Below are 24,176 nucleotides of genomic sequence, written 5' to 3'. Positions count from 1 at the left end.
CACATATTATTCCTGCTTTCTACATATCTTTTTTCAAGTATTTTGATGAACAGCACACTTCCTTCTGAAGGTAGAACGCTGGTATAATATGTATAACACTAGTATAGGGAGGACAATACAATGACAGAGAAACAATCCTCTCAGACATGGGCCCTCACCCTTTTCTCCATCGGGGTGTTCATGGCTGCTCTGGATAACGGGATTATCAGCGCTGCTTTAACGACAATCAACGGTAACTTTGGCGTAAGCGCAAACTGGGGAGCCTGGGGAGTCACATTGTATACATTGGGCCTGGCTATCAGCGTACCGATTATTGGGAAACTTTCTGACCGTTATGGACGAAAGAAATTATTCATTATTGAAATAGCCATCTTCGGAATTGGTTCTTTGCTCGTAGCCTTGAGCCCAAACTTTACATTCTATTTAATCGCCCGCTTCATCCAAGCGATGGGCGGCGGCGGAATTTTCATCATCGGGAGCTCGCATGTTCTCAGTACTATGCCGGCTGAAAAGCAAGGGAAAGCACTAGGAATGCTTGGCGGCATGAATGGGATTGCCTCCGTCATCGGACCAAACCTCGGAAGCTTTCTTCTTGATTTAACAGGCAATTGGCATGTTTTATTCTTAATTAACGTGCCAATTGCCATCGCACTTGTCATTTTAGGCTTTATGAAGCTTGAAGAAACAAAGGATCCGGTTACAGGAAGATTGGACCTATTCGGGACTGTTCTGCTCTCCTTATCCATCCTTGGCATCATGTATGGCTTAACGAATATTGAGGGTGTTCATTTCTTTGACAGCCTGCTTGAGCCGAATGTATATGGATTCTTGCTTGGCGGCCTTTTCTTGTTCGCAGTCTTGCTCGTACACGAAAGCCGGACGGAGAAACAGGGAAAAGACCCGATCTTGCCGTTTCGTTTATTGCGTCAGCCAACCTACTTGCTGACCTTGTTGATTGGCGCCTTTTCTGGAGCGTTACTGGCCGGAATGATTTTCATTCCAGCATTTTCAGAGCAGGTACTTGGCATTGCCCAAGAGAATGCCGGCTATTGGATGACGCCGCTTGCACTTGCAGCTGGTGTCGGAGCAGCATTTGGCGGCGGATTGGTCGATAAGAGAGGACCTATTCTCGCAGTGGTTCTATCCGGCCTCATCTCGGCGATTGGCTTCTTCTTATTCCCGGCCTGGATTGACGTTAAGTGGCAATTTGTCATCTCTTCCTGCATCGCTGGTTTAGGGATGGGAATTATTCTTGGGGCGCCGCTCAATATTCTGGCAACGGAAAGACTGCACTCGGATAAGGGTACAGCCATCTCTACCTTATCCCTATCACGCCAGATTGGGATGACCATTGCGCCAACCATTTATGCCGGCTTTATTGCCCGCGGGTTCAATGAGCTTCCAAGCTTGTTTAAAACCGAATTCCCAGGAATCCTGCAGGACAATATCAAGGCAGCTAATCTCGGACCCGAGGGGCTTGCTGAGCTCGGCACTCTCACCTCTCAAATGTCCGGCGGTACAAGCGGCATGACAGAGGCTGAAATGAATCAGGTCATCAGCCAAATTCAGGACCCAGCCTTAAAGGACGCCGTCCTGTCCAGCGTGCAAGAGGTAACCACGATGGCAGCACAAAATGGGTACAGCGGCCTCTTCTACACCGCTGTTGTCATTGCCGTCTTAATCATTATCGCAACCGCCATCATGGCACCAATCAGAAAGAAAACGGCGGTAACAAAACAATCTGAAGCCAAATAATAAAAAGAAGCATTCCTAGCGGAATGCTTCTTTTTATTTCTCTACTTTAATGAACTTCTTACGGACATACCAGATCACAAACGCAAGGAAGAGGATTACAAGCAAGACATAGACAACATTGGAGTAATAATCCATGTAGTGTACGATGGACTCCCACGAATCCCCTAGTATCGCACCGATGGAGACAAGTACGACATTCCAAATGAATGTCCCAATCGTTGTCAGAAGGAGAAAGGTCACGAAATTAATGCGTGCCATTCCAGCTGGTATGGATATTAAGCTCCGAATCAATGGGACGAACCGACAGAAGAATATCGTCCAAAGTCCGTACTTATGAAACCAATTATCAGCCTTCTCCACATCCTCAACTGTTACACGCAGGATATGTCCATAACGGTTCACAATCTTTTCTATTCTCTCCTTGCCGAGGAGCATGCCAAGACCATAAAGGATAATCGCTCCAATGACAGACCCAGCTGTGGAGACAGCGACCACTCCGGTCACGGTCATGCTCGTCTTGGTAGTCAAGTATCCCCCGAATGTTAAAATCACCTCAGAAGGAATCGGCGGAAATATGTTTTCAACCGCAATCAAAAACAAGATTCCTATGTAGCCAAACTGATCCATTATATCGATAATCCAATTTTCCATTCTTAAACTCCCTTACTGCATATACATTTAGTCGCTCAATTTATTTATATGGGGTCAATTGAATGGCTAGTACAACTAGGACATTCTATAATTTTCCTCAAGTAGTAAATCCCGTTCATTATCTCTTAATTATACCATTCAGGCAAATAATATGTTGAATACATCTCCTCAATTGTTGACCTAAAAATACCTAAAGTGGCCACCCATGAAATCGTCCGGTGGTCATTTTTCTGCCTTTATTAGCTGCTTCAATCAGCTCATTTTCTGTCGGGAGCCTTCTTTTTCTTTTCCGCAATAAATCCATAGATGTGCGTACCACTATTTTGTAGAATCAGCTTTTCGGCGCATCGGAGTAGTGAAGCATTCCTATTAATGACAAAGCTTTATCAATAAATCGCACGCAGCTTGTTCGTTTCTAGCATAATTTTAAGCAAAGCGCTAAAAGCCATCCTTGTGCTGTAACAAAAGAAATTAACCCTTGGTGGATGTTCTCTCCATTCATTTGCATAGAATCTCCTTTTGACTTCATAGACAGGTTCGTAAATAATAGATACGTTACATAATAGACTACCTATCTAGCATAAAGGGGTTATATTTTTGGGGAGATGCAAACTTTTAGGCTGGGATAGCCGTCTATTACTTGCAAATTAAATCTGGGAGAGACATCAAATGGGAAAGAGCAGACTCAAAATACTGAAACGAAAAAAGCAGCTTCGAATCTTTGGTTTACTCATAAGCATAGTGGCAATCAGCTTTGCCATTAAATTATCTTGGTCCAAAACGGCCACTACCACTGTACCTTCTGGCAAAACCGATGAAATGTATAAGCAAGTGGAAATTTCAACCCTATCAAAAGGACATGTTTCAGTTGAATATCCTCTCTTTCATCTAGACAGCGTAGACCAGCAAATCAAGATTTATCTCGATTCTCTTCTGGAAACAATCGAGAATACAATGGACAAGGAAAAGGTCACCCTCTCCTATAAGATTCATCATTACAGCAACCAAACCTTATCCATCTCTTTTCTGGAATCAAAACGGCCAATAAACCTTCTGACGATTGATTTAAAGAAGGGAAAAGTCATCACCTTTGATGACCTTATCAAGGATGAGCCTGACAGCGATTGCTTGGACTTGCTTTCCGATATAGCTTTTGCTGAAATCAAAAAAAATAATTCCTCTGCCCTCTCGGATAAAGAGATTAAAAAAATGACGGCCCCAATTGCGGAAAACTATAATCAATTTATTATTTATAACCAAGCAATTGTCTTTGATTTGCTGCTCAATGATGAAAAGGAAAATTATCAACTAGCCATCAGTAAGGAATTACTCAATGATCATCTTGCAGATACCTATAAGGCTGGAGAGAACCATGATGATCTTTCAGGAAACTACGAGCCTGCCAATATCATTACGGAACGCTCAACAAAGGAAAACACATTGTCAATTGATGAAAAGGTCATTGCCCTTACCTTTGATGATGGGCCAAGAGCAGGTGTGACAAATGTGATTCTTGATGCGTTAAAGAAGTATGACGCAAAGGCTACCTTCTTTGTCCTCGGCTCAAGATGTGAAGCAGGTGCTGACCTTCTTAAGAGAATGGCAGATGAGGGCCATGAGATTGGCAATCATACTTGGGATCATCCTAAGATGACATCAGAGGGCGCAAGCGGAATTGTTAAGCAGATTGATCGTACAAATGAGATTGTTAAGCAGATTACCGGTACAGCACCGACATTATTCCGCCCTCCCTATGGATTGTATGATGAACGTGTCAGCAGCTATGTCGGCAAAGAGAACCTCGTCTTATGGGATGTTGACACACTGGATTGGAAACTCCGCAATGCTGACTTAGTCGTTCCAAATGCTTTAAGTACGGTTAAAGAGGGCAATATTATTTTAATGCACGATATATACTCCTCTACTGCAGAAGCAGCTGTTGCCATCATTCGCGAGCTTTCACGGCAAGGCTATGAATTTGTAACCGTCTCAGAATTGCTAGAAATCAAGAAACAAAGATTGGAAGAGTCCAATCTATAAATAAAAAGCAGAAGGGCTTATGATTTGCATCACCCTCCTGCTATTTTGACTCCCACAAGGCTCTGTTAAGAGCTCTTTTTTTTGCCCTTAAAGCTTCATTTCGGGAGGAAGACCTTGAAGCTGCTTCCTTCCCCAGACTCACTTTCTAGACTGATTTTTCCTCCATGGAGCTCAACGATTTCTTTTACTATGGAGAGACCGAGTCCGGTTCCATCCTTCTTCTTCCGAGCCTCATCAACTCGGTAGAAGCGCTCAAATATTTCTTCTTGATGAGCCTTCTCGATACCAATGCCTGTATCCTTGATAAGGACTTCAATATTTCCTTTCGCAGCTCTGCATATAATTTGGATGCGGCCGCTCTCATTCGTATATTTAATCGCATTAGAGAGAAGGTTTTCCCATACGTTCAAGAGAAGCTCTTCGTCTGCCGTTATATAGCATTCATCAAGCTGATACGAGAGTTCAATTCCTTTCTCCTCAAGAAGCCATTGGATTTTACGGATGACTTCTTTTAACTGCTGATTAATGCAGACCCTTTTTTTCTTGAGCGGGTAGGCGCCCTGGTCCAGTGAGGTTAACAGCAAGAGCTGCTTCGTCAAGCTAGACAGATGCCTTGCTTCCCTGTCTATGATACTGGCATATTCCTGATAGTCTTCCTCATTCGGCTGACCACTTTGGAGGAGCTCTGCATAGCCTTGGATGTTCATAAGCGGTGATTGGAAATCATGAGAAACATTATTGATAAATGTCTTCCTTGCCTTATCATTATGGGCGAGCTGCTTTTGCATCGAGTGAAAGCTTTGAGCGAGCTGTCCAAGCTCATCCCTTCTTGATATTCTAAGCTCATAATCATAGTTTTCATTCGCGACGGCTTTTGTAGCCTCTGTTAGCTGCGTAATCGGGCGAATCAGCTTTCTTGTCATTAGAATGACCCCGACTATGCTGACAATCGCAATGGTGAAGACAAAGCCTGCAATAACCATATGCATGTCCGAGAAAAGCATTTTATTCGTCGGTCTCAAGAATAATCCATACGATTCCCCTTCCAACTGAAGCGGAGCGCCGACCGTATTTTCCAGCTTATTGGAGAAATGACTCATCATAAGGAAGCGGTCTGAGAAATTCCGCATGCCATGAAAGACTTCCCCATTCAGTACCGTTTGCACCGCTTCATCAGAAAGAGTAGAATCTGCAAAATCATCACCAAATGATTTCATGTTTCCCAACCTATCTACTAAAACCATTTGATATCCAAGCTTAGCAATCGTATCTAAATATCCTTCTGCCGCCTTCTTCGAATCATGGGTTTGTTCAACACTTGAGATAATCTCTTCAGCAACCGCGACATTCTGACGATCAATCTTTTCCTTTGTAAAGGCAAAATAAACCGTATTGGCCAGGGCAAAGGCAATAATCATACTGCTCAAAAGAATAAACAACGTCGCTACGATAAACTCCTTATACAGTGTTCTCATCGCACACCTCGAGTTTATACCCGACCCCGCGGATTGTCTGTATCTCAACCCCGGCACGATAACGCTTCAGCCGCTCTCGCAGTCGATTGATATGAGTGTTAAGGGTTAATTCATTGCCCTCATAATCATAGCCCCATGTCTGCTCAAGCAAATAGGCTCTAGAAAGCACCTTGCTGGCTTTTGAAGCTAAGAGAGAGAGCAGTTCAAATTCCTTCATAGGCAGCATGAAGGTGTGACCGTCTACCGCTACCTCATAGTTCTCCCGATCAATTCTCATATTGCCGATCTCAATAATCATCTCCATCGAACGCTCGAAACGACGCAGGACAACAGCAATCCGGAACAATAACTCCTTCGGTTCAAACGGCTTTACTAAGTAATCCTCCGACCCGGCAAGAAATCCCTTCTCCTTATCAGCAAGCTGACCCTTCGCTGTTAATAAAATAACGGGTACCTCCATATCACTCGCCAGGATTCTTGTAAGCTCAAATCCATTCATGCCCGGCATCATGACGTCTACAATAGCTAAATCAACATCCTGATGTTCAAGTAAAGCGAGTGCTGCCTCAGCATCACTCGCTTGATAAACGGTATATCCTTCACGCTTCAAATGAATGGAAACCAATTGCAATATATCCCGGTCATCATCTACCACTAATATGCGCATTGCGATTCCTCCATCTTTACGCTTTATAGCTTATTTATCCTTCTCGAAGAAAAGAATCAAGGCTGGAAGCAGCATGCCCCTCACCAAGAATGTATCCAAGATAATTCCTATTGCTACCATAAAGCCGAATACGAATAAGTCTGCAATCGGCATCGTCATTAGGGCAGCAAAGGTCGCAGCTAGAATGATACCAGCACTCGAGATAACCCCTCCCGTGTTACGTATCGAGATTTCCAGTGCCTCCTTAACCGAATGCTTCGTGCGCTCCTCAAGGAATCTGGAAACAAGAATAATGTTATAGTCGATTCCAAGAGCCACAAGGAAGATAAAGGCATAGACCGGAACCCTTGTACTCACAGCATCATAGCCGAACAGCACATCCACTAGGAACAGTCCCAGTCCTAATGCAGAAGCATAGGAGAGCAGAATTGTCGCCATCATATACCACGGCATCTTGAATGAACGTGTCATGGCGAACAATAACACGAGGATCAGTAATGTCTCAAGAACAACAATCTTAATGATGTCTCCGCTATTAACCTCACGTTCATCGGCAAGCTTAGCCGTTGTGCCTGTATAAGAGATGTCTGCATCAACATTCGCATCTTCTTGCAGTTCATTACTCTCCTCGCGCAATTCCCCAATGAAATCAATTGCCTCCGTTGAGTAAGGGTTCATCGTGAGGGAGACAGTTACCTTCGCGGCTTTCCCGTCATCTGTTATGCCTGACGGATTAGCTGAATTGATTTCATCAAACTCAGAGAGCCTTCCTGCGAATGCAGCAACCTGCTCCTCTGTCATTGCCTCATCACTCTCAAGCAAGACGGTCGTCTGTGCCAGATCTCCTTTATTAAACTTCTCTTCCACGATTTCGTAGCCAACACGTGATGGCAAATCTTCAGGGAAGTTCTTAACAGAGTTGAATTCAAAATCAAGATTGAACACATTCAATGCTGTTACAACCATGAAAATCGCGACAAGTCCGCCGGAGATCCCAGGCTTGTTCACGACAAACTTAGCAATTGGTCCCCAAATGCCATGCTTAACCTCTGATTCCTGTCCATATTTCGGAACTTTAGGCCAGAACGCCTTTCTCCCAAATAAGGTAAACAAGGCTGGAACAAGCGTAATAGAGGCAAGCATGATAATGAATATAGCCAAACCGAATACCGGAGCAAAGTTCTGATAATCGCGGAAATCAGCAAAGAACAAGATAAGCATCGCTGCCAATACCGTTCCGCCCGCGAAGAAGACCGGTTCACCCGTCGCACGCATTGCATGCTTCATCGCCTCATGTTTATCCTCATAATGATTCAGTTCCTCACGGAAACGCGAGAATACGAATAAGGAATAATCTATGACGGCTGCGAACAAGAGAATGCTCATAATCGATGTGGTTGAATTATTAATCTCAAGCCCGCCTGCACCTAGCAAAGCAACAGATTGATTCGCTACTTGATACACGATTACCGTAGCCAATAATGGAATGAACGCCAGCAGCGGCGAGCGGTAAATGGCAATCAGCAATACTAAAATAATGAGAATGGTCGCAAATAATAATTTTAGGTCTGCTGATTCAAACAGCTTTGTCGTATCGCCGGCAATTCCAGCTGGACCCGTAATATAGAAGTCTGTATCTAAATCCTTGGCAATATCATTGCCAATCTCAGATGCTTTATCATTGATACGGGAGTAATCTGAGTTGCCCAAACCCGCTTCAAGATTCATCGGGACAATCATGGTTGTCTTATCCTCTGATGTGAAAGCTGCCACAGCCTGCGGCGGCATCTGAGAAATGTCAACAATCTCCTCAATACCTTTTATATTCTCATCCATAATGCCGCTAAGGATTTCTTTTACCTCAGCAACATCAACGTCCCCATCCGGATTATTGAAGGCGAGAATCCCCGGGGTCCCCGTATCGCTCGGGAACCATTCATCTACCTTATTCTCGGCGACAATTGACTCCGCCTCATCAGGAAGCGATTGAAAGTTCGTCACCTTATAATCATTTAATTTTGGACCTGCGCTTAAACCAATCATGATAACCAACCAAGCGACTATCGTAATACGCATGCCCTTCTTGGTTGACACCCAATCGGTCACTGCGTGCAAAAACCTTTTCACTCTGTTTCCTCCTCTTAAAATAATGTCAAAGCTAGCATACTAAACCAATATAAATTTCATATAAACTTAGAAAGTTCGGCCTACTCTTCCATTCTACTCATAGAAACCGCAGTTTTGCACGCGTGATGCGGGTTTCCCTATCTAAGATAGAATATGACTCGGGTTGATGTTCACAAATTTCTCATTATTATAATCAATTAAAACTGCGATGATCGTGTAAAAAGGATACACCAATATATTTTCCAGAAAAAGGTTAATAACTGCTTTCTTAGTCCGATATTAATCGTGTGAAATGAACCAATTATGAAATATTAGGGGGGTGTAATGAATGAAGGTTAGGTTAAGAAATACTGCAGGCGTCGTTAAGGAAGTGAAAGTTGGCTTTAGCTGGACGACCTTTTTCTTCGGTTTCATTCCAGCTTTAATTAGAGGAGATTTAAAATGGGCATTAATTATGGTTGTTCTTGCCGGGGTTGCGGGTGTCTTCACATTAGGAGTCGGAGCTTGGATACCAGGTATCATATTCTCATTTGTTTATAACAAAATCTATGTTAAAAGCCTAATGGAAAAAGGCTATGTTCCGGAAAATGATTCCGATAAATCGGCTCTAATTTCTAGAGGCATCATTGCCGCATAAATAACTTACTATGAAGTCTGGTGAGATTTATTCTTACCAGACTTCATTTTTGTCCATCTGCAAAAGTAAATCAACAAAATCGACCTCCTCTTTCCACTATGTTTCCCGTGAAACATCCTAGGCCCGCTTTGATTATGAGACAGTTGGTCCCGAGAAAAAAAAGTCAATGTCAGATGGAAAGAACGTCTCTTAGATTCAAAAAAGCCATCCACAAAGGATGGCTTTTTTGCTTCTATTTCCCTATAGGTTCACTCTACTTCTTCATCATCCAGCCTGCTCGCATCCAGGCTGTAATCATACTCTGAACGGTCAACCGGCTCAAAGGCATCCGGCGAATGGAAACGGAGAAGATCTCCATTCACCACCCGGTCAGATAGTTGTAATTTATATTCGACGACTTCATGATACTTATTCGCTTCTTCTATTTTACTCTCATCAAGCGGCAACCCGGTCTCTGTGTCATAATAATCCCCGTCAACCGCGGTAACCGTCGGGCTGACGAAATCTCCGTTACGGAATGGGACAACTTCATCATGCTCTTTAGACAACAAATCAGTTCCAAAGTGAATATAATCCTTTGTCTCTTTGCCTAATAAATGAAGGATGGTCGGCAGAATATCAATCTGTCCGCCATAAGAATGGTTAATACCGCCTTCCATGCCAGGCACCCTGATAAAGAATGGCACACGCTGCAGCTCTGATTTAGAGACAAACGGCGTGACTTCCTTCTCTAGTACTTCTTCCATTGCAGCATCGTGATTTTGTGAGATACCGTAATGGTCTCCATACATAATGATCATTGAGTTATCATACAGGCCTGATTCCTTCAGGTATGCAAAGAATTGCTCCAATGCCTCATCTGCATAACGTGCCGTTTGGAAGTAGTCATCAACGGACTGGTCACCTGTTATATGCGGTTCAATCGTGGTCTTATCCTGGTCCATCGAGAATGGATAATGATGCGTGACACTAATGAACTTCGCATAGAATGGCTGCGGCAGGGTCTCTAAGTACGGGATGGATTGTTCAAAGAAAGGCTTATCCATCAAGCCGTAATCCGCCAATTGCTCCGGGTCCATTTCATAGGAGCTGGCATCAAAGAAATGGTTGTATCCAAATGATTTATAAATCTCATTACGGTTCCAAAAGCTTCCTGTATTTGGATGAAAAACTGCTGATGTGTAACCTTCCTGACCCAATATAGCCGGGGCAGCCTGATACGTATTCATTCCCTTCATTGTGAAGGCTGACCCTTGCGGCAAGCCATACAAGGAATTTGACAGGATGAACTCTGCATCTGATGTTTTCCCTTGAGCCGTTTGATGGAAGAAGTTATCGAAATACATCATGTTCTTATCTTTTGTTAATGAATTGAGGAATGGAGTGACCTCCTCCCCGTGCAGCTCATAATCAATCAGGAACTCTTGGATCGACTCGAGATGAATCAAAATCACATTCATCCCTTCTGCCTTTCCGAAGTATTTAGGATTAGGCTCTGCATGATTCGAATTCGTAAAATTCACGACCTCTGTAATATCATTGCTGTCTGCCAAAACACGTTGCGCCGATGCCTTCGTGCTTTGCACCGCATCATAAACGGCATAATTGTACATCCCTAGATATTTCACGATATAGTTCCGGTCAAAGCCTCTTGTCAATAGCTGTGGACGGTCGCTCTCTGCCAACGCAAGATTCAATCCTGAGATGACAAGTCCGATTCCCATAAATGTTAAAGCCGCTCTTCTCTTCACAGTTCCCTCGGCCGACTTAATGTGCTTACTAAACAGCAAGATCATCAGCACGGCAAAGTCAATGAAGAACATGAAATCATACGGATTCAAAAGCGCCGTAATGCTCCCACTCACATCCCCGAAATTCTGTGTTTGAAACAGGGTTGGCAGGGTTATGAAATCATTAAAGAAACGATAATACATCACATTGGCAAACAATAAGAATGATAGAAAGAAATAAAGCGCCATTAAGGCCGCGTATCTCCGTCTTCCCCTAAACAGCCAGGCCATTCCAAGTATAATGAGTGCAGAGCCCAAAGGGTTCATCAGCAGAAGGAATTGCTGAAGTATCCCTTGCACACCTAAGTCAAACTGCGTCACTTGCACCAAATACGTCTTCATCCAAAGCATCACAACGGCTATAAGGAAGAAGACACCAAACTGACTGCGTATCCTTTCTTCTAATTGTTCATGTATTCGTCTCATATATACCTCACTCTTTATTTACTATCCTTTACTCCACAATATCCTTACCCAATTAGGCTTCTTATATATCCACTTTTTTCATCTTTACCCAAGATTATAAAGCATAATAACCAATTGTATCATGATTCCAGCTAAAAACGAATTAAAACGGCGGCATAAGCGGGGACCTAGTCAGAAAAACCCCTTTCTATAGGTTCTTCAATCAATCTACTTCCCGTTCCACATTCATTGTACAGGATGATGGTTTCCTTCACATCGGGATATAGAACCACATTCTTCAGGTTCTTAAGCTTTATCCATTTCACATCCGTTTGGTTCATGTCTGGGTACTCTGGCCGCCTCGGTATAGAGCCATCCTTGCGCTTACAATCAAATATCAGCTGTAAAGAAACCGTGTCTCCATATTTATGATGACAGAGATGGGGAACATATTCATACACGAAAGCGAGCGGACCGACCTCGACCTCAATAGAGGCTTCCTCAAACGCTTCTCGGCAGGCAGCCTCTTTCACCGTTTCCCCAGGATTCACCCCGCCTCCCGGCAAATTATAATGAACGCCATGTTCATCTTTAAACTCGACTAATAATACGGCACCCTTTTCAATAATGAGCGCGCATGCTTTTACCCTAATATGACTAGTCATTCAAGTCGCCGCCTTATCCATTTTATTTTCCTAAATGACAGGAATAGATGATATCGAAATGAAATTCAACTACATTTAACTTGTTTGGTACATTCACCGTACAGGAAGAGAAGCAGGATGCCCTAGCAGAACGATCATTTAACTGCTGAATCAATAAGGAATCTAGATGAGTGTGAAAACAATCTCGTGAGCCTAGCTGAAGGCAAGTCGAATGATGAATGATGTGTATATCTTGGAGGTATGGAGCAGTGAAGAAGTTCATCAAACCCCCTCTCCCTAGCAGCAACTCAATCTCTTATAAGGAAAGCTAAGGTGCTACTAGAATGGAGCGGGCCTGCATATTAAGAACATTGGGAGGAACGGGCATCTAGAAACAGATCAGCAATGAATGTATTCCCTGCTAACCTTTTCAAAGATGAAACTTCAGCCAATATAACGGTATAATAAAAGATAAAACATGGCAGGAGGAATATGTATAAATGTATAGAAAAATCATCGTTTGTGTAGCATTTATTCTACTCTTATCTTCTTTTGGTTTCCACCATTCCTACGTTACCGGTCCCTTCAGTCCGAAAACGAAATCTGCAGAAGCTGCATCAGTCACCCAGTACAAAACAACCGCCAACCTCAACCTGAGAACTTCAGCCTCAACGAAGGGAAAGATTATCTTAACCATCCCTAAAGGAAAAACGGTTCAATACATCTCGAAATCAGGCACTTGGTATAAGGTTAAATACAAAACAAAGACCGGCTATGCCAGCTCCAAATACTTAACCAAGGTCCAAGCTAAGCTCGATGTTGAAAAGATGAAAAACCTCGGGAAATCAGAGCAAGTCATTCTAGTCACTAACAAGACGGCCGCCTCCAATAAAGCGACCATCCAAGCATTTGAGAAAACAAATGGCAAATGGAAACGCACCTACACCATGTCCGGCGTCATCGGGAAAAAGGGAATGACCAGTTCCAAAAAAGAAGGAGACATGAAAACACCAACCGGCAAGTATACTCTCGGTACCGCCTTCTATCGCTCCACTGTACCAACGACGAAACTATCCAAGAAAAAAATCACCGCAGATTCCGTTTGGGTGGATGATAGTAAAAGCCCGCTCTACAACACATGGCAATCCAAAAGCAAAACAAAAGGTCAATGGACCAGCGCAGAGAATATGAACATCTCACAATATGACGTAGGCTTTGTCATTAACTATAATACAAAGCGAACACCCTATAAGGGCTCGGCCATCTTCTTTCATGTAGAAGGAAAATCGGGCTACACAGCAGGCTGCGTAGCCACTTCCAAGAGCAACGTAAACAAAATACTCTCATGGGTGAAACCAGCGAAAAACCCAGTCATTATCATGACACCAGAAGCAGATATAGCTAAATACTAACAACATTTACCCCCTTGCTAAGCCTGGCAAGGGGGTTATTTAGAATATGATTGCAGCTGGAGCCGTAATTACCGGAAAAAGAAATCCCCAAGTGAAAATACTCACTCGGGGAAGGAATGTATTTATTTTATTTTTCTCCGCTTAACTTAACTAATATTTTTGATTGCGATTTATCGGTAGTTAAAGCTTCAAAGCCCTTTTCAACAATATCATCCAGCTCGATTTGTGAGGTAATGATTCCTTGTGGCTTTAATTGTCCAGTGCCCATCAGGTCTACTGTCTGCTGGAAGGAAGTTGGCGAATAGGCAATGGAGGATGTGATCTTCACGCCTGTATTGGTTAAATGCAATGGATTCCATTCAATAGGCCTAGCAAAAATAGAGACAATCACCATTGTGCCACGCGCTCTCGTAGCATCAATTGATTGAATATAGGTTTGAGTAACACCTGCTACCTCAAAGGTTACATCGACGCCATCTGGAACAATCGCCCGAATAGCTTTAACCGGATCTTCTTTCCCAGAGTTAATAATATGAGTAGCACCGAGTTCCTTTGCTTTCTCCAGTCGGCTTTCAGATAAATCTAAGGCAATAACCTTGCTGGCACCGGCTGCTTTAGCGGCAATAATGGTTAATAATCCAATGGGCCCTGCCCCAAATACAGCAACTGTATCACCAAATCGCAGGTCACCTTCTTTAACAGCTTGTACAGCGACAGCCATTGGTTCGACTAATGCACCATCTTGTAAGGTTAACGTGTCAGGGAGGAGATATACATTACTCTCCGGAACATTAGCATATGTCGTGAACCCGCCGTCACCATGGAGACCGATAAAGCTGAAGCCATCATAAATATCCATATCCTCAGGTTTATTGCCATATGTAAGTGTAGGATTGATTGCTACTCGGTCTCCTACTTTATATTTCGTAACACTTGATCCCACTTTCTCAATAACCCCTGCAAATTCATGCCCCATAGTAAGGGGAGCCGTTTCTCCAGTGAGGTCATCCTGCTTTTCTGCTGGCACGAATACTGGCCCTTCTTCGTATTCATGCAAGTCACTGCCACATATACCAGCCCATGCAACACGTACAGTTACTTCATTGTCCCGTAACTCTCTTAATTCTCTTTCCTCAATACGAATGTCTTTTCTTCCATGCCATACTGCAGCTTTCATAATCAACATCGCCTCCAAGGATTAAATTCAAAAAATATAATATATTCAAATATTATTATAGTAATAAATTAATAGACGCAACAACCTCTTTATTATGACAGTTCTGTGGCATACGCAGAATCAGGCTCAACCTCCTTTATTGATAGGGGTTTCTATCGTTCACGCTATATTCACATATGATTATGTAATGACAGGAACAAAATAAAACCGACCAAAATAAAATTTTGGTCGGTTTACATCTAACCTTATTCCACTGTCACCGATTTAGCCAAGTTACGTGGTTTATCTACGTCACAGCCGCGGTGAAGGGAAGCATAATAAGAAATTAACTGTAATGGTACTACAGAGATAAGAGGTGTTAACATTGGATTGATTTCAGGCAATACATAAGCGTCTCCCTCTTGCTCAAGTCCCTGCATAGAGATGATGCAAGTGTGTGCACCACGTGCCGCAACTTCTTTTACGTTGCCGCGGATGCTTAGGTTAACGTCTTCTTGTGTTGCAAGTGCGATTACCGGCGTGCCTTCTTCAATAAGGGCAATCGTACCGTGTTTCAATTCGCCGCCAGCAAATCCTTCTGCCTGAATGTAAGAAATTTCTTTTAGCTTGAGTGCTCCTTCTAGACATACATAGTAGTCGATTGAACGACCGATAAAGAAGCAGTTGCGTGTTACGGATAGATATTCACGCGCGATCATTTCAAAGCGGTCTTTATCATCACACAGAGCTTCCATTGCATTAGCAACAATGCCGAGTTCTTTCACGACCTGGAAGTCTCCCAATTGTCCTTTTGCTTTTCCGACAACAGAAGCAAGAATGGTTAATACAGCCATTTGTGCTGTATAAGCTTTTGTTGAGGCAACGGCAATTTCAGGGCCTGCATGAAGGAGCAAAGTGTAATCCGCTTCACGTGATAATGTTGAGCCTGGTACATTCGTGATAGTAAGCGCTTTGTAGCCCATCTCTTTGGTTTGGACCAATACGGCACGGCTGTCTGCCGTCTCACCGCTTTGAGAGATGAAGATGAACAATGGCTTTTCAGAGAGAAGAGGCATATTGTAGCTGAATTCAGATGCTACATGCACTTCTACTGGAACCTTTGCCATTTTCTCAAACATTTGCTTACCAACTAAACCAGCATGATAGCTCGTTCCGCAAGCAATGATATAGAGACGATCTGCCTCATTGATGGCATTGATGATTGCCGGGTCGATTGTCAAATCGCCAGACTCATCCTGATAGTTCTGGATAATCTTGCGCATCACCAATGGCTGCTCATCAATCTCTTTAAGCATATAGTGAGGGTACGTACCTTTTTCAATGTCACTAGCATCCAGCTCTGCAGTATATGGCTCACGCTCAACAACTTTTCCGTCAAGTTCTTTAATGGTGATGTCATCCTTTGTGACGATAACCATTTCTTTATCCATTAACTCAACGAATTGATCTGTTACTTGAAGCATCGCCATTGCATCACTTGCAATAACATTGAATCCAAGTCCTACACCTACTAAAAGCGGACTCTTATTCTTCGCGACATAAATTGTATCTGCATCTTGTTCATCCAATAAGCCAATCGCATAAGAACCATGCAATAAAGTAAGCGTCTTAGAGAAAGCCGCTTCTACAGATAACCCTTCTTCGACGAACTTACTAATAAGCTGCACGATGATTTCCGTATCCGTGTCGCTCAAAAGTTCAACGCCTTCCAGGTATTCTTTCTTTAATTGCTCATAGTTCTCGATTACACCGTTATGCACAATAGTGAAACGCTTGTTGGCACTTTGGTGAGGGTGGGCATTCCTGCAGCTAGGCTCCCCATGAGTTGCCCAGCGTGTATGACCAATTCCTTTTGTTGTACTTACATTGCTGTCAACAACCTCGCGAAGATCCGCTATACGTCCCTTTTCTTTGAAGACATGTACACCGTTTTCATTCATGACCGCGATACCCGCTGAATCATATCCTCTATATTCAAGCTTTTCCAAGCCTTTTAGTAAAATGTCTTTTGCATCTTGATGTCCAATATATCCTACAATTCCACACATACTTGTTTATCCTCCTATAATAAGAAGAAGGGAACAAGAATGCTCTCTATATTAATAAGGGGCATTCTTGCCCCCTTACCTCTGATCAGCAAATTTGTTATGTGCTTCTCTCTTTATTCTGTCCAGTTTGTCGCCAAACTGTTTTGGTAAAAAGAGTTGCAGCCCGCACATGTAAGCTGGGAGGCTCCCGCCGAACATTTCGATAACCTCCACCTCGTCAACTAAATCCCACCACATGGGTTTAGTTCTGGCGCTTATACAGAAAACCCGACTTCTATCCTCCATTCTATTTTTAGAATCACTTCCTAGCATACACGGTTCAACTCAATCAGTCAATTCAGAATTCTACCCAATACATAGTCAAACAATCCTTGTATACCCGCTCCAATATAAAATATGCATAAGCAGGAGGTTTGCCCCCGCTTATGCATCATTCACTCTGCCTAATTTTCCAATCCCATTTCTGCTCGAACGACATCTGCGATACGGTCGACATACGCATCACATTGCTCCTGTGTCGGTGCTTCAGCCATGACTCGAACAAGCGGCTCTGTTCCAGAAGGACGAACGAGGATACGGCCGTTTCCGTTCATTTCCCCTTCGACTTGCTCAATGATTGCCTTCACCTTTTCATTATCTGTTACATGGTGCTTATCTGTAACCCGGATATTCACAAGCTTTTGCGGATAGACGGTCATCTCAGCAGCCAGCTCAGACAATGGCTTCTTCGTCAGCTTCATAATATTAATTAACTGCACACCTGTTAATAATCCGTCTCCTGTTGTGTTGTAATCAAGGAAAATGATATGACCGGACTGTTCTCCACCGAGATTGTAGCCGCCTTTTTTCATTTCCTCCACTACATAGCGGTCACCGACAGCTGTTTGAGCACTCTTAATTTCATTAGCCTCAAGCTGCTTGTAGAAGCCCATATTGCTCATGACTGTTGACACGACTGTGCCTTGCTTCAAGCGGTTATGCTCCTTCATGTATTTCGCACAAATATACATGATTTGATCACCGTCAACGATTTGGCCTTTTTCATCAACAGCAATCAAGCGGTCGCCGTCGCCATCAAAAGCAAGACCAATATCTGCTCCCTTTTCAAGGACGAATTGAGCCAGCTGTTCAGGATGAGTAGATCCAACTCCCTCATTGATATTCAATCCGTTCGGAGATGCCCCCATCGTAGAGGTATCTGCATCCAAGTCAGCAAATAAATGCGTCGCAAGAGAGGATGTGGCACCATGTGCACAATCAAGAGCCACATGAATACCTGTAAAGTCTTCATCAGCTGTTTGCTTCAAGTATTGAATATACTTCTGTCCACCCTCAAAGAAGTCATTGATTGTACCAAGGTCACCACCGATTGGGCGTGGAAGTTCGTCCGCTTCCATATCAAGTAACTCTTCGATTTCTCCCTCTTGTTCATCAGACAGCTTGAATCCATCAGAGCCGAAGAATTTGATACCATTATCCGCTACAGGATTATGTGAGGCAGAAATCATGACTCCGGCCTGTGCACCTAGAGCTTTTGTTAAATAAGCTACGCCTGGGGTTGAGATGATGCCTAAACGCATAACCTCTGCTCCTATAGAGAGAAGACCTGCTACCAGTGCACTCTCCAGCATATAGCCGGAAATCCTGGTATCACGTCCAATTAACACCTTAGGACGCTCATCTGTATGCTTGGTTAATACATATCCTCCAAATCGGCCTAGCCTAAAAGCAAGCTCAGGTGTCAGTTCGCTATTCGCTACACCCCTCACACCATCTGTACCGAAATATTTACCCATGTTCAAATCTCTCCTTCTAGATATCCTCTCTTTTCAGCCCGCGGGCATGAAAGAAAATGGATTTTATCCTTCTGAATTCTTTTCTAATAACTCTATGTTTACGGTCTTGCTGTCGTTGGGAAGCTCCCAATGAACCTCATCAGGTGCTGTCACATTCATTGTAACCTGGTGCTCCCCTGCCTCAAGACCTGTAACATCCACTGAGACTGTAATATCACTCGTCTTTAATGTTTTGAGGACTGATTCATCCCCTGTTACTTCTATTGATACAGCCCCGCCCTCTGGCTTAATGAAATTGGCCTCATATAAATTCTCATCCAGCCCTAGGATGCCAATTGGAATGCCAGCGAGTGTCTCGGTAGCTTCTTTTATCTCTGTCGAAGCTGCCTCTTCTTCCTTTTCAGCTTTGTCCTCACTTTCGTCTTCCTTAACATCAATAGTGACCTTCACCGTATCAGTTGATGAGCCAACTACCCCGTCTGGGAGGCTGACCGGCAGCTCTAGCGTGGTATCCTCTTTAATGCTGCTGATATCCACCGGTACTTCAATTTCTTTCACTTTATCCAGAACAGATACATCTCCATAAATGGTGACCTTATCGGTATCCAGCTTTACATCCTCGATGGTGACTCCCTTAGGCTCTGTCCCTTTTTGAACCGCCTTCAAGTTAACCTCCTTCGATGGGCTGCTAATATTGATTGTAATATTGACCGAAGCCGGCTTGATGATGACATCCAGCTTATTCATATTGGCATCATATGCTTGAACAGCCGCCTCAGTATTAATATCCTTTGTCACATTGCCATCTGTGTTCACTGCAGCTCTGACTATGGCAATTTGATTAACCAAGCTCTTCGCACCCGTGATTTGCACCTTTGCAGGGTCAATAACCGGTGAACCGGCTTGATAGCCCTCACCTAGAACACTCTTATCAAACTCCGCCTCGACTTTATATTCCTCTGTCACCTTCTCCTCGACATCTACATCCACATAAGCTTGGGTTAGCTGATAATTCAGCTTATCAGACAAGCCCTTCACTTCGATAGGCGCTCTTTGAGAGCCAATTTCTGCATTGGATAAATCTATATAGATCTCAAAGTCCATCTTATTGCGTGTAGCCATTACAATACTTTCAGGACCTTCAAGAGTAATCCCCACTGTATCTGGAGCACCGCTGACAATCAAATTGTCTGTGTCATAGTATATTTCAACAGGTACATCATTAATAAGTGTGGACCCTTCCTTTGATTGTGTGCTTGTAATATTTCCAGGAGTACTGTTGACAGAAATAAATAGCAGGAACGCTATCACAAACGCGCCGACCTTCATAAACCATCCGCTCGATGTGATTTTATCCATTTCTCTTCGACCTCCAATTCCAAAGATTTGAAGAAGTCGTTTTATTGCTGATCGTCAATTCATTTTCCAGCATGTTTTGAAGCTCATCCAGAGAAAGATTCCGATAGAGCTCTCCATTCTTCGTGAGAGACACACTGCCTGTCTCCTCTGAGACAACAATGGTAATGCTGTCTGTTACTTCACTAATGCCAAGTGCTGCCCTATGTCGTGTTCCAAGCTCCTTTGAAACAAATGGACTCTCAGATAAAGGCAGATAACATGCTGCCGCGGCAACTTGATTATTTTTCAGAATCACTGCACCATCATGAAGCGGCGTATTCGGAATAAAGATATTAATGAGCAATTCAGAGGTCACCTTTGATTCAAGTGAAATTCCTGTCTCAATATAGTCATTCAGGCCTGTTTCTCGTTCAATGGACATCAAAGCACCAATCCGCCTTTTCGCCATATAGCTTGTAGACTTCACAATGGCCTCAATCATTTGCTCATGTTCATTATCTTCAATACTCGTGGAGCGGAACCATTTGCCCCTTCCCAGCTGCTCAAGGGCTCTCCTAAGCTCAGGCTGGAAGATGATGATAATGGCGAGTACCCCCCATGTCATCGTTTGCTCCATAAGGTAACTCAGCGTATTAAGCCCAATAATCTCACTTGCAAACCGTACGCCGATGATTAAGATGATCCCTCTTAATAGCTGTACAGCCTTTGTTCCTTGTATAATTTGCAATAATTTATAAAATACCAGCCAGACCAGAAATATATCTGCGATACTGATTATATAATCTAATAAAGAAAAATTCTCTAGAAACGGCATGTCATGTCCTCCAGTCATGTCCTTTCCCATTGACGGCTTTTAATTCTTATGCCCGTCCATACATATAACTCCATTATTATAACATACTGTCGGACAAACTCTAACAGTTCAGTCTAATCTGTGTGTTCAAAAAAACAGACCTCCATCCGGAAGGTCCACCAATTTATCACGAGGTCTTATTCAATTATATTTTTCACGGTTTCTTTAATGTTATACCAAACCCATTCAAATAATTGATCAATCTCTTCTATATCTCCTGTTACCTCTCCAGCTCCGGCAAGATACTTCTCCCCGTTAATAACGGTTAGATCACCTTGGACGGTTCCTTCAACCTTAATATTGCCATTTTTGACGACCATATCTCCTTCAATCGTCTTGCCCTCTGGAACAATAACGGTCTGACCCATTACGACGATATCTGGATCCTTCGAGAAGGAAAACTGCTGTTCTTCTCCCCAATAGGAGAACATCGTTCCACCCATCAGCATGAGGAACATGGAGGCAGCAATCAAGACAGGATTTCGCTGAAGCCATCTTTTCATATTTATCTTGCGAGATTGCTTTGGCAAGCAATCCATAACCTTGTTTGTGAAGCCAGCGGGTGCTTCTATATGAGAACCTTGCAGCAAGGCAATCGTTCTGTTCAGCTCCTGAAATGTCAGCATGCACTCATCACAGTCCGCGATGTGAGCCAGGAGTATATTTGCTTTTTCCTTATCAATCTCTCCATCAAGATAATCATGGATATATTCCTCGATATCATCCGGACATTGTCTCATTATCATTCACCTCATTATAAAGATTGCATTGATTTGCGCAATGCATCTCTTCCTCTATGAATTCGCGTCTTGACTGTTCCAATCGGCAAATGGAGAATCTCGCTGATTTCCTTTAAGGAAAGCTCATCCACATACTTCAGCACAATTGCTGCTCGATACTTCTCTGGAAGCTTTTGAATCTCCAGCTGAACCCTTTCCTTCAGCTCCAGGTTCTCGAGCTCCTCCTCAGGCAGTTTCTCAGCGGAGGGAATTTGAGAATACATATCAAGCCCTTCCGTTCCAGCCACCTCAGCGTCCAAGTAGAAATCCGGCTTCTTCTTTCGAATTCGATCTATACAAAGATTCGTCGCAATCCGGTATAACCAAGTCGAGAATTTACGGTTCATCTGGAATGTATGGATATTTACGTATGCCCGAAGAAAGGCCTCCTGTGCGACGTCCTCAGCCTCATAGCGGTCTCCAAGCATGCGATAGCATAATTGGAATACCTTGTCTTTATAAAATTCAACTATATCCTCAAAGGCACGCTGGTCTCCATCACGCACTTGTTGGATTCTTTCTTTTATTAGTCCTTCCAAATTTCCCATCCTCCGCATTAGCGGCCTTTTTGCTTATATACGCCTGGCCCTAGAAAAAAGTTTCATTTATTAGCATGTTTTATAAAAATGAATAAAGAAAGTGTTTATTTTTTGAAAATTTTGGGTAAAAAAGGAATATATATGGTAAGTAAGGAGTGACGAATTGGAACTACATACATTAATGAAGGATATTGAGAAATACCGCCAACGGATGATTACATTGGCTTCTCACTCTTCAATGGTCGATTCTGATGTCATTAAGGCTAGTACTGAACTTGATTCGTTAATCAATCAGTATCAAAATCAAACAAGGTACGTATACAAAAAGCAGTAGTCCTCTATATACAGGATGCTGCTTCTTTTCATGTCCTCTAATAATCGCTCTTGCTCCATTCTCCTCAATTGTAGGCTTTGTTGCCTCATATGACAAGCAATGTATAAAATGATTTATTCTTATATTCGTACCCTTTAAAAATCGAGTAAAGGGGAAATTCACTTGAATTTCCCCTCTCACACCACCGTATGTACAGATCCGTATACGGCGGTTCAATAGCTTGAGTAAATGAGCTGGCACGTCACAGATATGTCTTCATATCCGTGACGTGCCAGCTCTTTATCTGTTAAGGAGCGGTGAAGGACGTAACTCTTGGAAATGGATAGCTTGTTGAAGCATTCGGTCGATAACGGTTGGAATGCCTAGTTTACACTTTCCTCCATTAGGTTTCGGGCAGTATTGGACTTCGTCTTGTTGTGCAGGCTCATCTGACCTAAGCCAGCCTTGTATCTAGTTTCTGTTCGTCCGTCCGGGAGTTTGCGTCCAGCTTCTTTCAGCCACTACCTCACAATAGCCGCCTTCCCTTTCGCTAACCGTTCCTATTGCCAAGCCTGTAGTGGACTTGTACCACCAAGTTTTCGCCTATGCAGGATGCACACAAAAAAACCTTAATTGCATTGCAACTAAGGTTTAACTATTATTATTCATTGGAGCGGAAGACGGGATTCGAACCCGCGACCCCCACCTTGGCAAGGTGGTGTTCTACCACTGAACTACTTCCGCAAAATGAGCCATGAAGGACTCGAACCTTCGACCCTCTGATTAAAAGTCAGATGCTCTACCGACTGAGCTAATGGCTCTCATATTGGCTGGGCTAGCAGGATTCGAACCTACGAATGACGGAGTCAAAGTCCGTTGCCTTACCACTTGGCTATAGCCCAATAAAAAGAAAAAGGGACAATCTCTTTTGTCCGTTGGATGTTTCTTATAAGAAATGGTGGAGGGGGGCAGATTCGAACTGCCGAACCCGAAGGAGCGGATTTACAGTCCGCCGCGTTTAGCCACTTCGCTACCCCTCCGTTTTAAAGAGTGCCGGCAAGAGGACTTGAACCCCCAACCTACTGATTACAAGTCAGTTGCTCTACCAATTGAGCTACACCGGCATAATATCAACGTTTCATAAGACATTTATTAGTATAAACGATATTTCGTTCACTTTCACCAAGAAATGTTTGGTAATTTTAATGGTGGAGGATGACGGGATCGAACCGCCGACCCTCTGCTTGTAAGGCAGATGCTCTCCCAGCTGAGCTAATCCTCCATATAGATAATGGTGACCCCTACGGGATTCGAACCCGTGTTACCGCCGTGAAAGGGCGGTGTCTTAACCGCTTGACCAAGGGGCCTCTTTCTTTTTCATAACTGCAATCGAGAGCTTCCAAGCGGGCTCGAACCGCTGACCTCTTCCTTACCATGGAAGTGCTCTACCTGCTGAGCTATGGAAGCACAATCGAGCAAGAAATGGCTCCGCAGGTAGGATTCGAACCTACGACCGTTCGGTTAACAGCCGAATGCTCTACCACTGAGCTACTGCGGAATAGTATAAGGTATGTGCCCGGCAACGTCCTACTCTCACAGGGGCGTGAGCCCCAACTACCATCGGCGCTGAAGAGCTTAACTTCCGTGTTCGGAATGGGAACGGGTGTGGCCTCTTCGCCATCGTTACCGGACTTATAAAAGAATGTTGA

General features: G+C 43.4%; 18 protein-coding genes, 9 tRNA genes and 1 rRNA gene. 5 read left to right on the top strand and 23 right to left on the bottom strand.

Going from position 1 to position 24,176, the window contains the following annotated elements:
• Positions 1 to 120: 120 nt before the first annotated feature.
• Entirely contained in the window at positions 121 to 1,755 is a 1,635-nt protein-coding gene (locus ACY8DX_RS01040; protein WP_049672489.1) for an MFS transporter, read from the top strand.
• 33 nt (positions 1,756 to 1,788) lie between these two features.
• Here the strand turns inward: ACY8DX_RS01040 and ACY8DX_RS01035 are convergent, their stop codons facing one another.
• The gene (locus tag ACY8DX_RS01035) at positions 1,789 to 2,406 is read right to left on the bottom strand and encodes a DedA family protein (RefSeq protein ID WP_462406053.1); all 618 of its coding nucleotides are present in this window, start codon (positions 2,404 to 2,406) and stop codon (positions 1,789 to 1,791) included.
• Between the two features lie 669 nt (positions 2,407 to 3,075).
• Between ACY8DX_RS01035 and ACY8DX_RS01030 the strand changes: the two genes are divergently transcribed.
• Entirely contained in the window at positions 3,076 to 4,446 is a 1,371-nt protein-coding gene (locus ACY8DX_RS01030; protein WP_462406052.1) for a polysaccharide deacetylase family protein, read from the top strand.
• Between the two features lie 95 nt (positions 4,447 to 4,541).
• Here ACY8DX_RS01030 and ACY8DX_RS01025 read toward each other — a convergent pair whose 3' ends face one another.
• Genes ACY8DX_RS01025 through ACY8DX_RS01015 form a run of 3 tightly spaced genes read right to left on the bottom strand, consistent with a single transcriptional unit; the run spans position 4,542 to position 8,715 of the window.
• A complete protein-coding gene (locus tag ACY8DX_RS01025) occupies positions 4,542 to 5,921 on the bottom strand; it encodes a sensor histidine kinase (protein WP_462406051.1) in 1,380 nt (459 codons plus the stop codon).
• Positions 5,905 to 6,588, bottom strand: coding sequence for a response regulator transcription factor (locus ACY8DX_RS01020; protein WP_439802589.1), 684 nt, complete (start codon positions 6,586 to 6,588; stop codon positions 5,905 to 5,907). Before ACY8DX_RS01020 ends, ACY8DX_RS01025 begins: the two co-directional genes overlap by 17 nt.
• A 30-nt stretch (positions 6,589 to 6,618) precedes the next feature.
• Positions 6,619 to 8,715: an MMPL family transporter gene (locus tag ACY8DX_RS01015; protein WP_462406050.1), complete on the bottom strand. Its 2,097-nt coding sequence runs from the start codon at positions 8,713 to 8,715 to the stop codon at positions 6,619 to 6,621.
• Positions 8,716 to 9,043: 328 nt separating this feature from the next.
• Here ACY8DX_RS01015 and ACY8DX_RS01010 point away from each other — a divergent pair, with 328 nt between their 5' ends.
• On the top strand, positions 9,044 to 9,352 hold the full coding sequence (locus ACY8DX_RS01010) for a hypothetical protein (protein ID WP_049672495.1): 309 nt from the start codon (positions 9,044 to 9,046) through the stop codon (positions 9,350 to 9,352).
• A 248-nt stretch (positions 9,353 to 9,600) separates the two neighbouring features.
• Here ACY8DX_RS01010 and ACY8DX_RS01005 read toward each other — a convergent pair whose 3' ends face one another.
• Together ACY8DX_RS01005 and ACY8DX_RS01000 are read right to left on the bottom strand one after the other, a co-directional pair.
• A complete protein-coding gene (locus ACY8DX_RS01005; RefSeq protein WP_462406049.1) occupies positions 9,601 to 11,568 on the bottom strand; it encodes a lipoteichoic acid synthase in 1,968 nt (655 codons plus the stop codon).
• A 167-nt stretch (positions 11,569 to 11,735) separates the two neighbouring features.
• The gene (locus ACY8DX_RS01000; protein WP_049672497.1) at positions 11,736 to 12,212 is read right to left on the bottom strand and encodes an NUDIX domain-containing protein; all 477 of its coding nucleotides are present in this window, start codon (positions 12,210 to 12,212) and stop codon (positions 11,736 to 11,738) included.
• Between the two features lie 479 nt (positions 12,213 to 12,691).
• Here ACY8DX_RS01000 and ACY8DX_RS00995 point away from each other — a divergent pair, with 479 nt between their 5' ends.
• Positions 12,692 to 13,603 (top strand): SH3 domain-containing protein, encoded by a 912-nt coding sequence (locus ACY8DX_RS00995; RefSeq protein WP_049672498.1) that lies wholly within the window; start codon positions 12,692 to 12,694, stop codon positions 13,601 to 13,603.
• A gap of 127 nt (positions 13,604 to 13,730) precedes the next feature.
• Here the strand turns inward: ACY8DX_RS00995 and ACY8DX_RS00990 are convergent, their stop codons facing one another.
• The 7 genes from ACY8DX_RS00990 to sigW all read right to left on the bottom strand — a co-directional run bounded on the left by ACY8DX_RS00990 (position 13,731) and on the right by sigW (position 22,163).
• Positions 13,731 to 14,780: a 2,3-butanediol dehydrogenase gene (locus tag ACY8DX_RS00990; RefSeq protein WP_049672499.1), complete on the bottom strand. Its 1,050-nt coding sequence runs from the start codon at positions 14,778 to 14,780 to the stop codon at positions 13,731 to 13,733.
• Positions 14,781 to 15,025: 245 nt separating this feature from the next.
• Entirely contained in the window at positions 15,026 to 16,828 is a 1,803-nt protein-coding gene (gene glmS / locus ACY8DX_RS00985; protein WP_049672500.1) for a glutamine--fructose-6-phosphate transaminase (isomerizing), read from the bottom strand.
• Positions 16,829 to 17,271: 443 nt separating this feature from the next.
• Positions 17,272 to 18,624, bottom strand: a complete 1,353-nt coding sequence (gene glmM / locus ACY8DX_RS00980) for a phosphoglucosamine mutase (protein WP_049672502.1) — start codon at positions 18,622 to 18,624, stop codon at positions 17,272 to 17,274.
• Between the two features lie 63 nt (positions 18,625 to 18,687).
• The gene (locus tag ACY8DX_RS00975; protein ID WP_049672503.1) at positions 18,688 to 19,983 is read right to left on the bottom strand and encodes a CdaR family protein; all 1,296 of its coding nucleotides are present in this window, start codon (positions 19,981 to 19,983) and stop codon (positions 18,688 to 18,690) included.
• On the bottom strand, positions 19,976 to 20,797 hold the full coding sequence (gene cdaA, locus ACY8DX_RS00970; RefSeq protein ID WP_049672504.1) for a diadenylate cyclase CdaA: 822 nt from the start codon (positions 20,795 to 20,797) through the stop codon (positions 19,976 to 19,978). The genes ACY8DX_RS00975 and cdaA overlap by 8 nt, the downstream gene beginning before the upstream one ends.
• 176 nt (positions 20,798 to 20,973) lie before the next feature.
• The gene (locus tag ACY8DX_RS00965) at positions 20,974 to 21,576 is read right to left on the bottom strand and encodes a zf-HC2 domain-containing protein (RefSeq protein WP_439802930.1); all 603 of its coding nucleotides are present in this window, start codon (positions 21,574 to 21,576) and stop codon (positions 20,974 to 20,976) included.
• A 14-nt stretch (positions 21,577 to 21,590) separates the two neighbouring features.
• The gene (gene sigW, locus ACY8DX_RS00960) at positions 21,591 to 22,163 is read right to left on the bottom strand and encodes an RNA polymerase sigma factor SigW (protein ID WP_462406048.1); all 573 of its coding nucleotides are present in this window, start codon (positions 22,161 to 22,163) and stop codon (positions 21,591 to 21,593) included.
• A gap of 154 nt (positions 22,164 to 22,317) precedes the next feature.
• Here sigW and ACY8DX_RS00955 point away from each other — a divergent pair, with 154 nt between their 5' ends.
• Positions 22,318 to 22,488: an aspartyl-phosphate phosphatase Spo0E family protein gene (locus tag ACY8DX_RS00955; RefSeq protein WP_082197219.1), complete on the top strand. Its 171-nt coding sequence runs from the start codon at positions 22,318 to 22,320 to the stop codon at positions 22,486 to 22,488.
• Positions 22,489 to 23,136: 648 nt separating this feature from the next.
• Here ACY8DX_RS00955 and ACY8DX_RS00950 read toward each other — a convergent pair.
• The 10 genes from ACY8DX_RS00950 to rrf all read right to left on the bottom strand — a co-directional run bounded on the left by ACY8DX_RS00950 (position 23,137) and on the right by rrf (position 24,158).
• Positions 23,137 to 23,211 (bottom strand) — tRNA-Gly (locus ACY8DX_RS00950).
• A gap of 4 nt (positions 23,212 to 23,215) precedes the next feature.
• Positions 23,216 to 23,288: transfer RNA gene (locus ACY8DX_RS00945), tRNA-Lys, on the bottom strand.
• Between the two features lie 6 nt (positions 23,289 to 23,294).
• A tRNA-Gln gene (locus tag ACY8DX_RS00940) sits at positions 23,295 to 23,369 on the bottom strand.
• 54 nt (positions 23,370 to 23,423) lie between these two features.
• Positions 23,424 to 23,507, bottom strand: a tRNA-Tyr gene (locus tag ACY8DX_RS00935).
• Positions 23,508 to 23,518: 11 nt separating this feature from the next.
• A tRNA-Thr gene (locus tag ACY8DX_RS00930) sits at positions 23,519 to 23,591 on the bottom strand.
• Between the two features lie 82 nt (positions 23,592 to 23,673).
• A tRNA-Val gene (locus ACY8DX_RS00925) sits at positions 23,674 to 23,749 on the bottom strand.
• A gap of 10 nt (positions 23,750 to 23,759) precedes the next feature.
• Positions 23,760 to 23,834 (bottom strand) — tRNA-Glu (locus tag ACY8DX_RS00920).
• A 27-nt stretch (positions 23,835 to 23,861) separates the two neighbouring features.
• A tRNA-Thr gene (locus ACY8DX_RS00915) sits at positions 23,862 to 23,934 on the bottom strand.
• 16 nt (positions 23,935 to 23,950) lie between these two features.
• Positions 23,951 to 24,025, bottom strand: a tRNA-Asn gene (locus ACY8DX_RS00910).
• A 16-nt stretch (positions 24,026 to 24,041) separates the two neighbouring features.
• A 5S ribosomal RNA gene (rrf, locus tag ACY8DX_RS00905) occupies positions 24,042 to 24,158 on the bottom strand.
• Between the last annotated feature and the right edge of the window lie 18 nt (positions 24,159 to 24,176).

The sequence above is a fragment of the Gracilibacillus sp. Marseille-QA3620 genome, assembly GCF_054950035.1.
This window is presented reverse-complemented; position numbering and strand designations above follow the sequence as displayed.

What these genes read in the sequence shown, in the direction of transcription:
- ACY8DX_RS01040 (WP_049672489.1), top strand. Translation starts at nt 121, where the DNA reads ATGACAGAGAAACAATCCTCTCAGACATGGGCCCTCACCCTTTTCTCC.
- ACY8DX_RS01035 (WP_462406053.1), bottom strand. Translation starts at nt 2,406, where the DNA reads ATGGAAAATTGGATTATCGATATAATGGATCAGTTTGGCTACATAGGA.
- ACY8DX_RS01030 (WP_462406052.1), top strand. Translation starts at nt 3,076, where the DNA reads ATGGGAAAGAGCAGACTCAAAATACTGAAACGAAAAAAGCAGCTTCGA.
- ACY8DX_RS01025 (WP_462406051.1), bottom strand. Translation starts at nt 5,921, where the DNA reads ATGAGAACACTGTATAAGGAGTTTATCGTAGCGACGTTGTTTATTCTT.
- ACY8DX_RS01020 (WP_439802589.1), bottom strand. Translation starts at nt 6,588, where the DNA reads ATGCGCATATTAGTGGTAGATGATGACCGGGATATATTGCAATTGGTT.
- ACY8DX_RS01010 (WP_049672495.1), top strand. Translation starts at nt 9,044, where the DNA reads ATGAAGGTTAGGTTAAGAAATACTGCAGGCGTCGTTAAGGAAGTGAAA.
- ACY8DX_RS01005 (WP_462406049.1), bottom strand. Translation starts at nt 11,568, where the DNA reads ATGAGACGAATACATGAACAATTAGAAGAAAGGATACGCAGTCAGTTT.
- ACY8DX_RS01000 (WP_049672497.1), bottom strand. Translation starts at nt 12,212, where the DNA reads ATGACTAGTCATATTAGGGTAAAAGCATGCGCGCTCATTATTGAAAAG.
- ACY8DX_RS00995 (WP_049672498.1), top strand. Translation starts at nt 12,692, where the DNA reads ATGTATAGAAAAATCATCGTTTGTGTAGCATTTATTCTACTCTTATCT.
- ACY8DX_RS00990 (WP_049672499.1), bottom strand. Translation starts at nt 14,780, where the DNA reads ATGAAAGCTGCAGTATGGCATGGAAGAAAAGACATTCGTATTGAGGAA.
- glmS (WP_049672500.1), bottom strand. Translation starts at nt 16,828, where the DNA reads ATGTGTGGAATTGTAGGATATATTGGACATCAAGATGCAAAAGACATT.
- glmM (WP_049672502.1), bottom strand. Translation starts at nt 18,624, where the DNA reads ATGGGTAAATATTTCGGTACAGATGGTGTGAGGGGTGTAGCGAATAGC.
- ACY8DX_RS00975 (WP_049672503.1), bottom strand. Translation starts at nt 19,983, where the DNA reads ATGGATAAAATCACATCGAGCGGATGGTTTATGAAGGTCGGCGCGTTT.
- cdaA (WP_049672504.1), bottom strand. Translation starts at nt 20,797, where the DNA reads ATGCCGTTTCTAGAGAATTTTTCTTTATTAGATTATATAATCAGTATC.
- ACY8DX_RS00965 (WP_439802930.1), bottom strand. Translation starts at nt 21,576, where the DNA reads ATGAGACAATGTCCGGATGATATCGAGGAATATATCCATGATTATCTT.
- sigW (WP_462406048.1), bottom strand. Translation starts at nt 22,163, where the DNA reads ATGGGAAATTTGGAAGGACTAATAAAAGAAAGAATCCAACAAGTGCGT.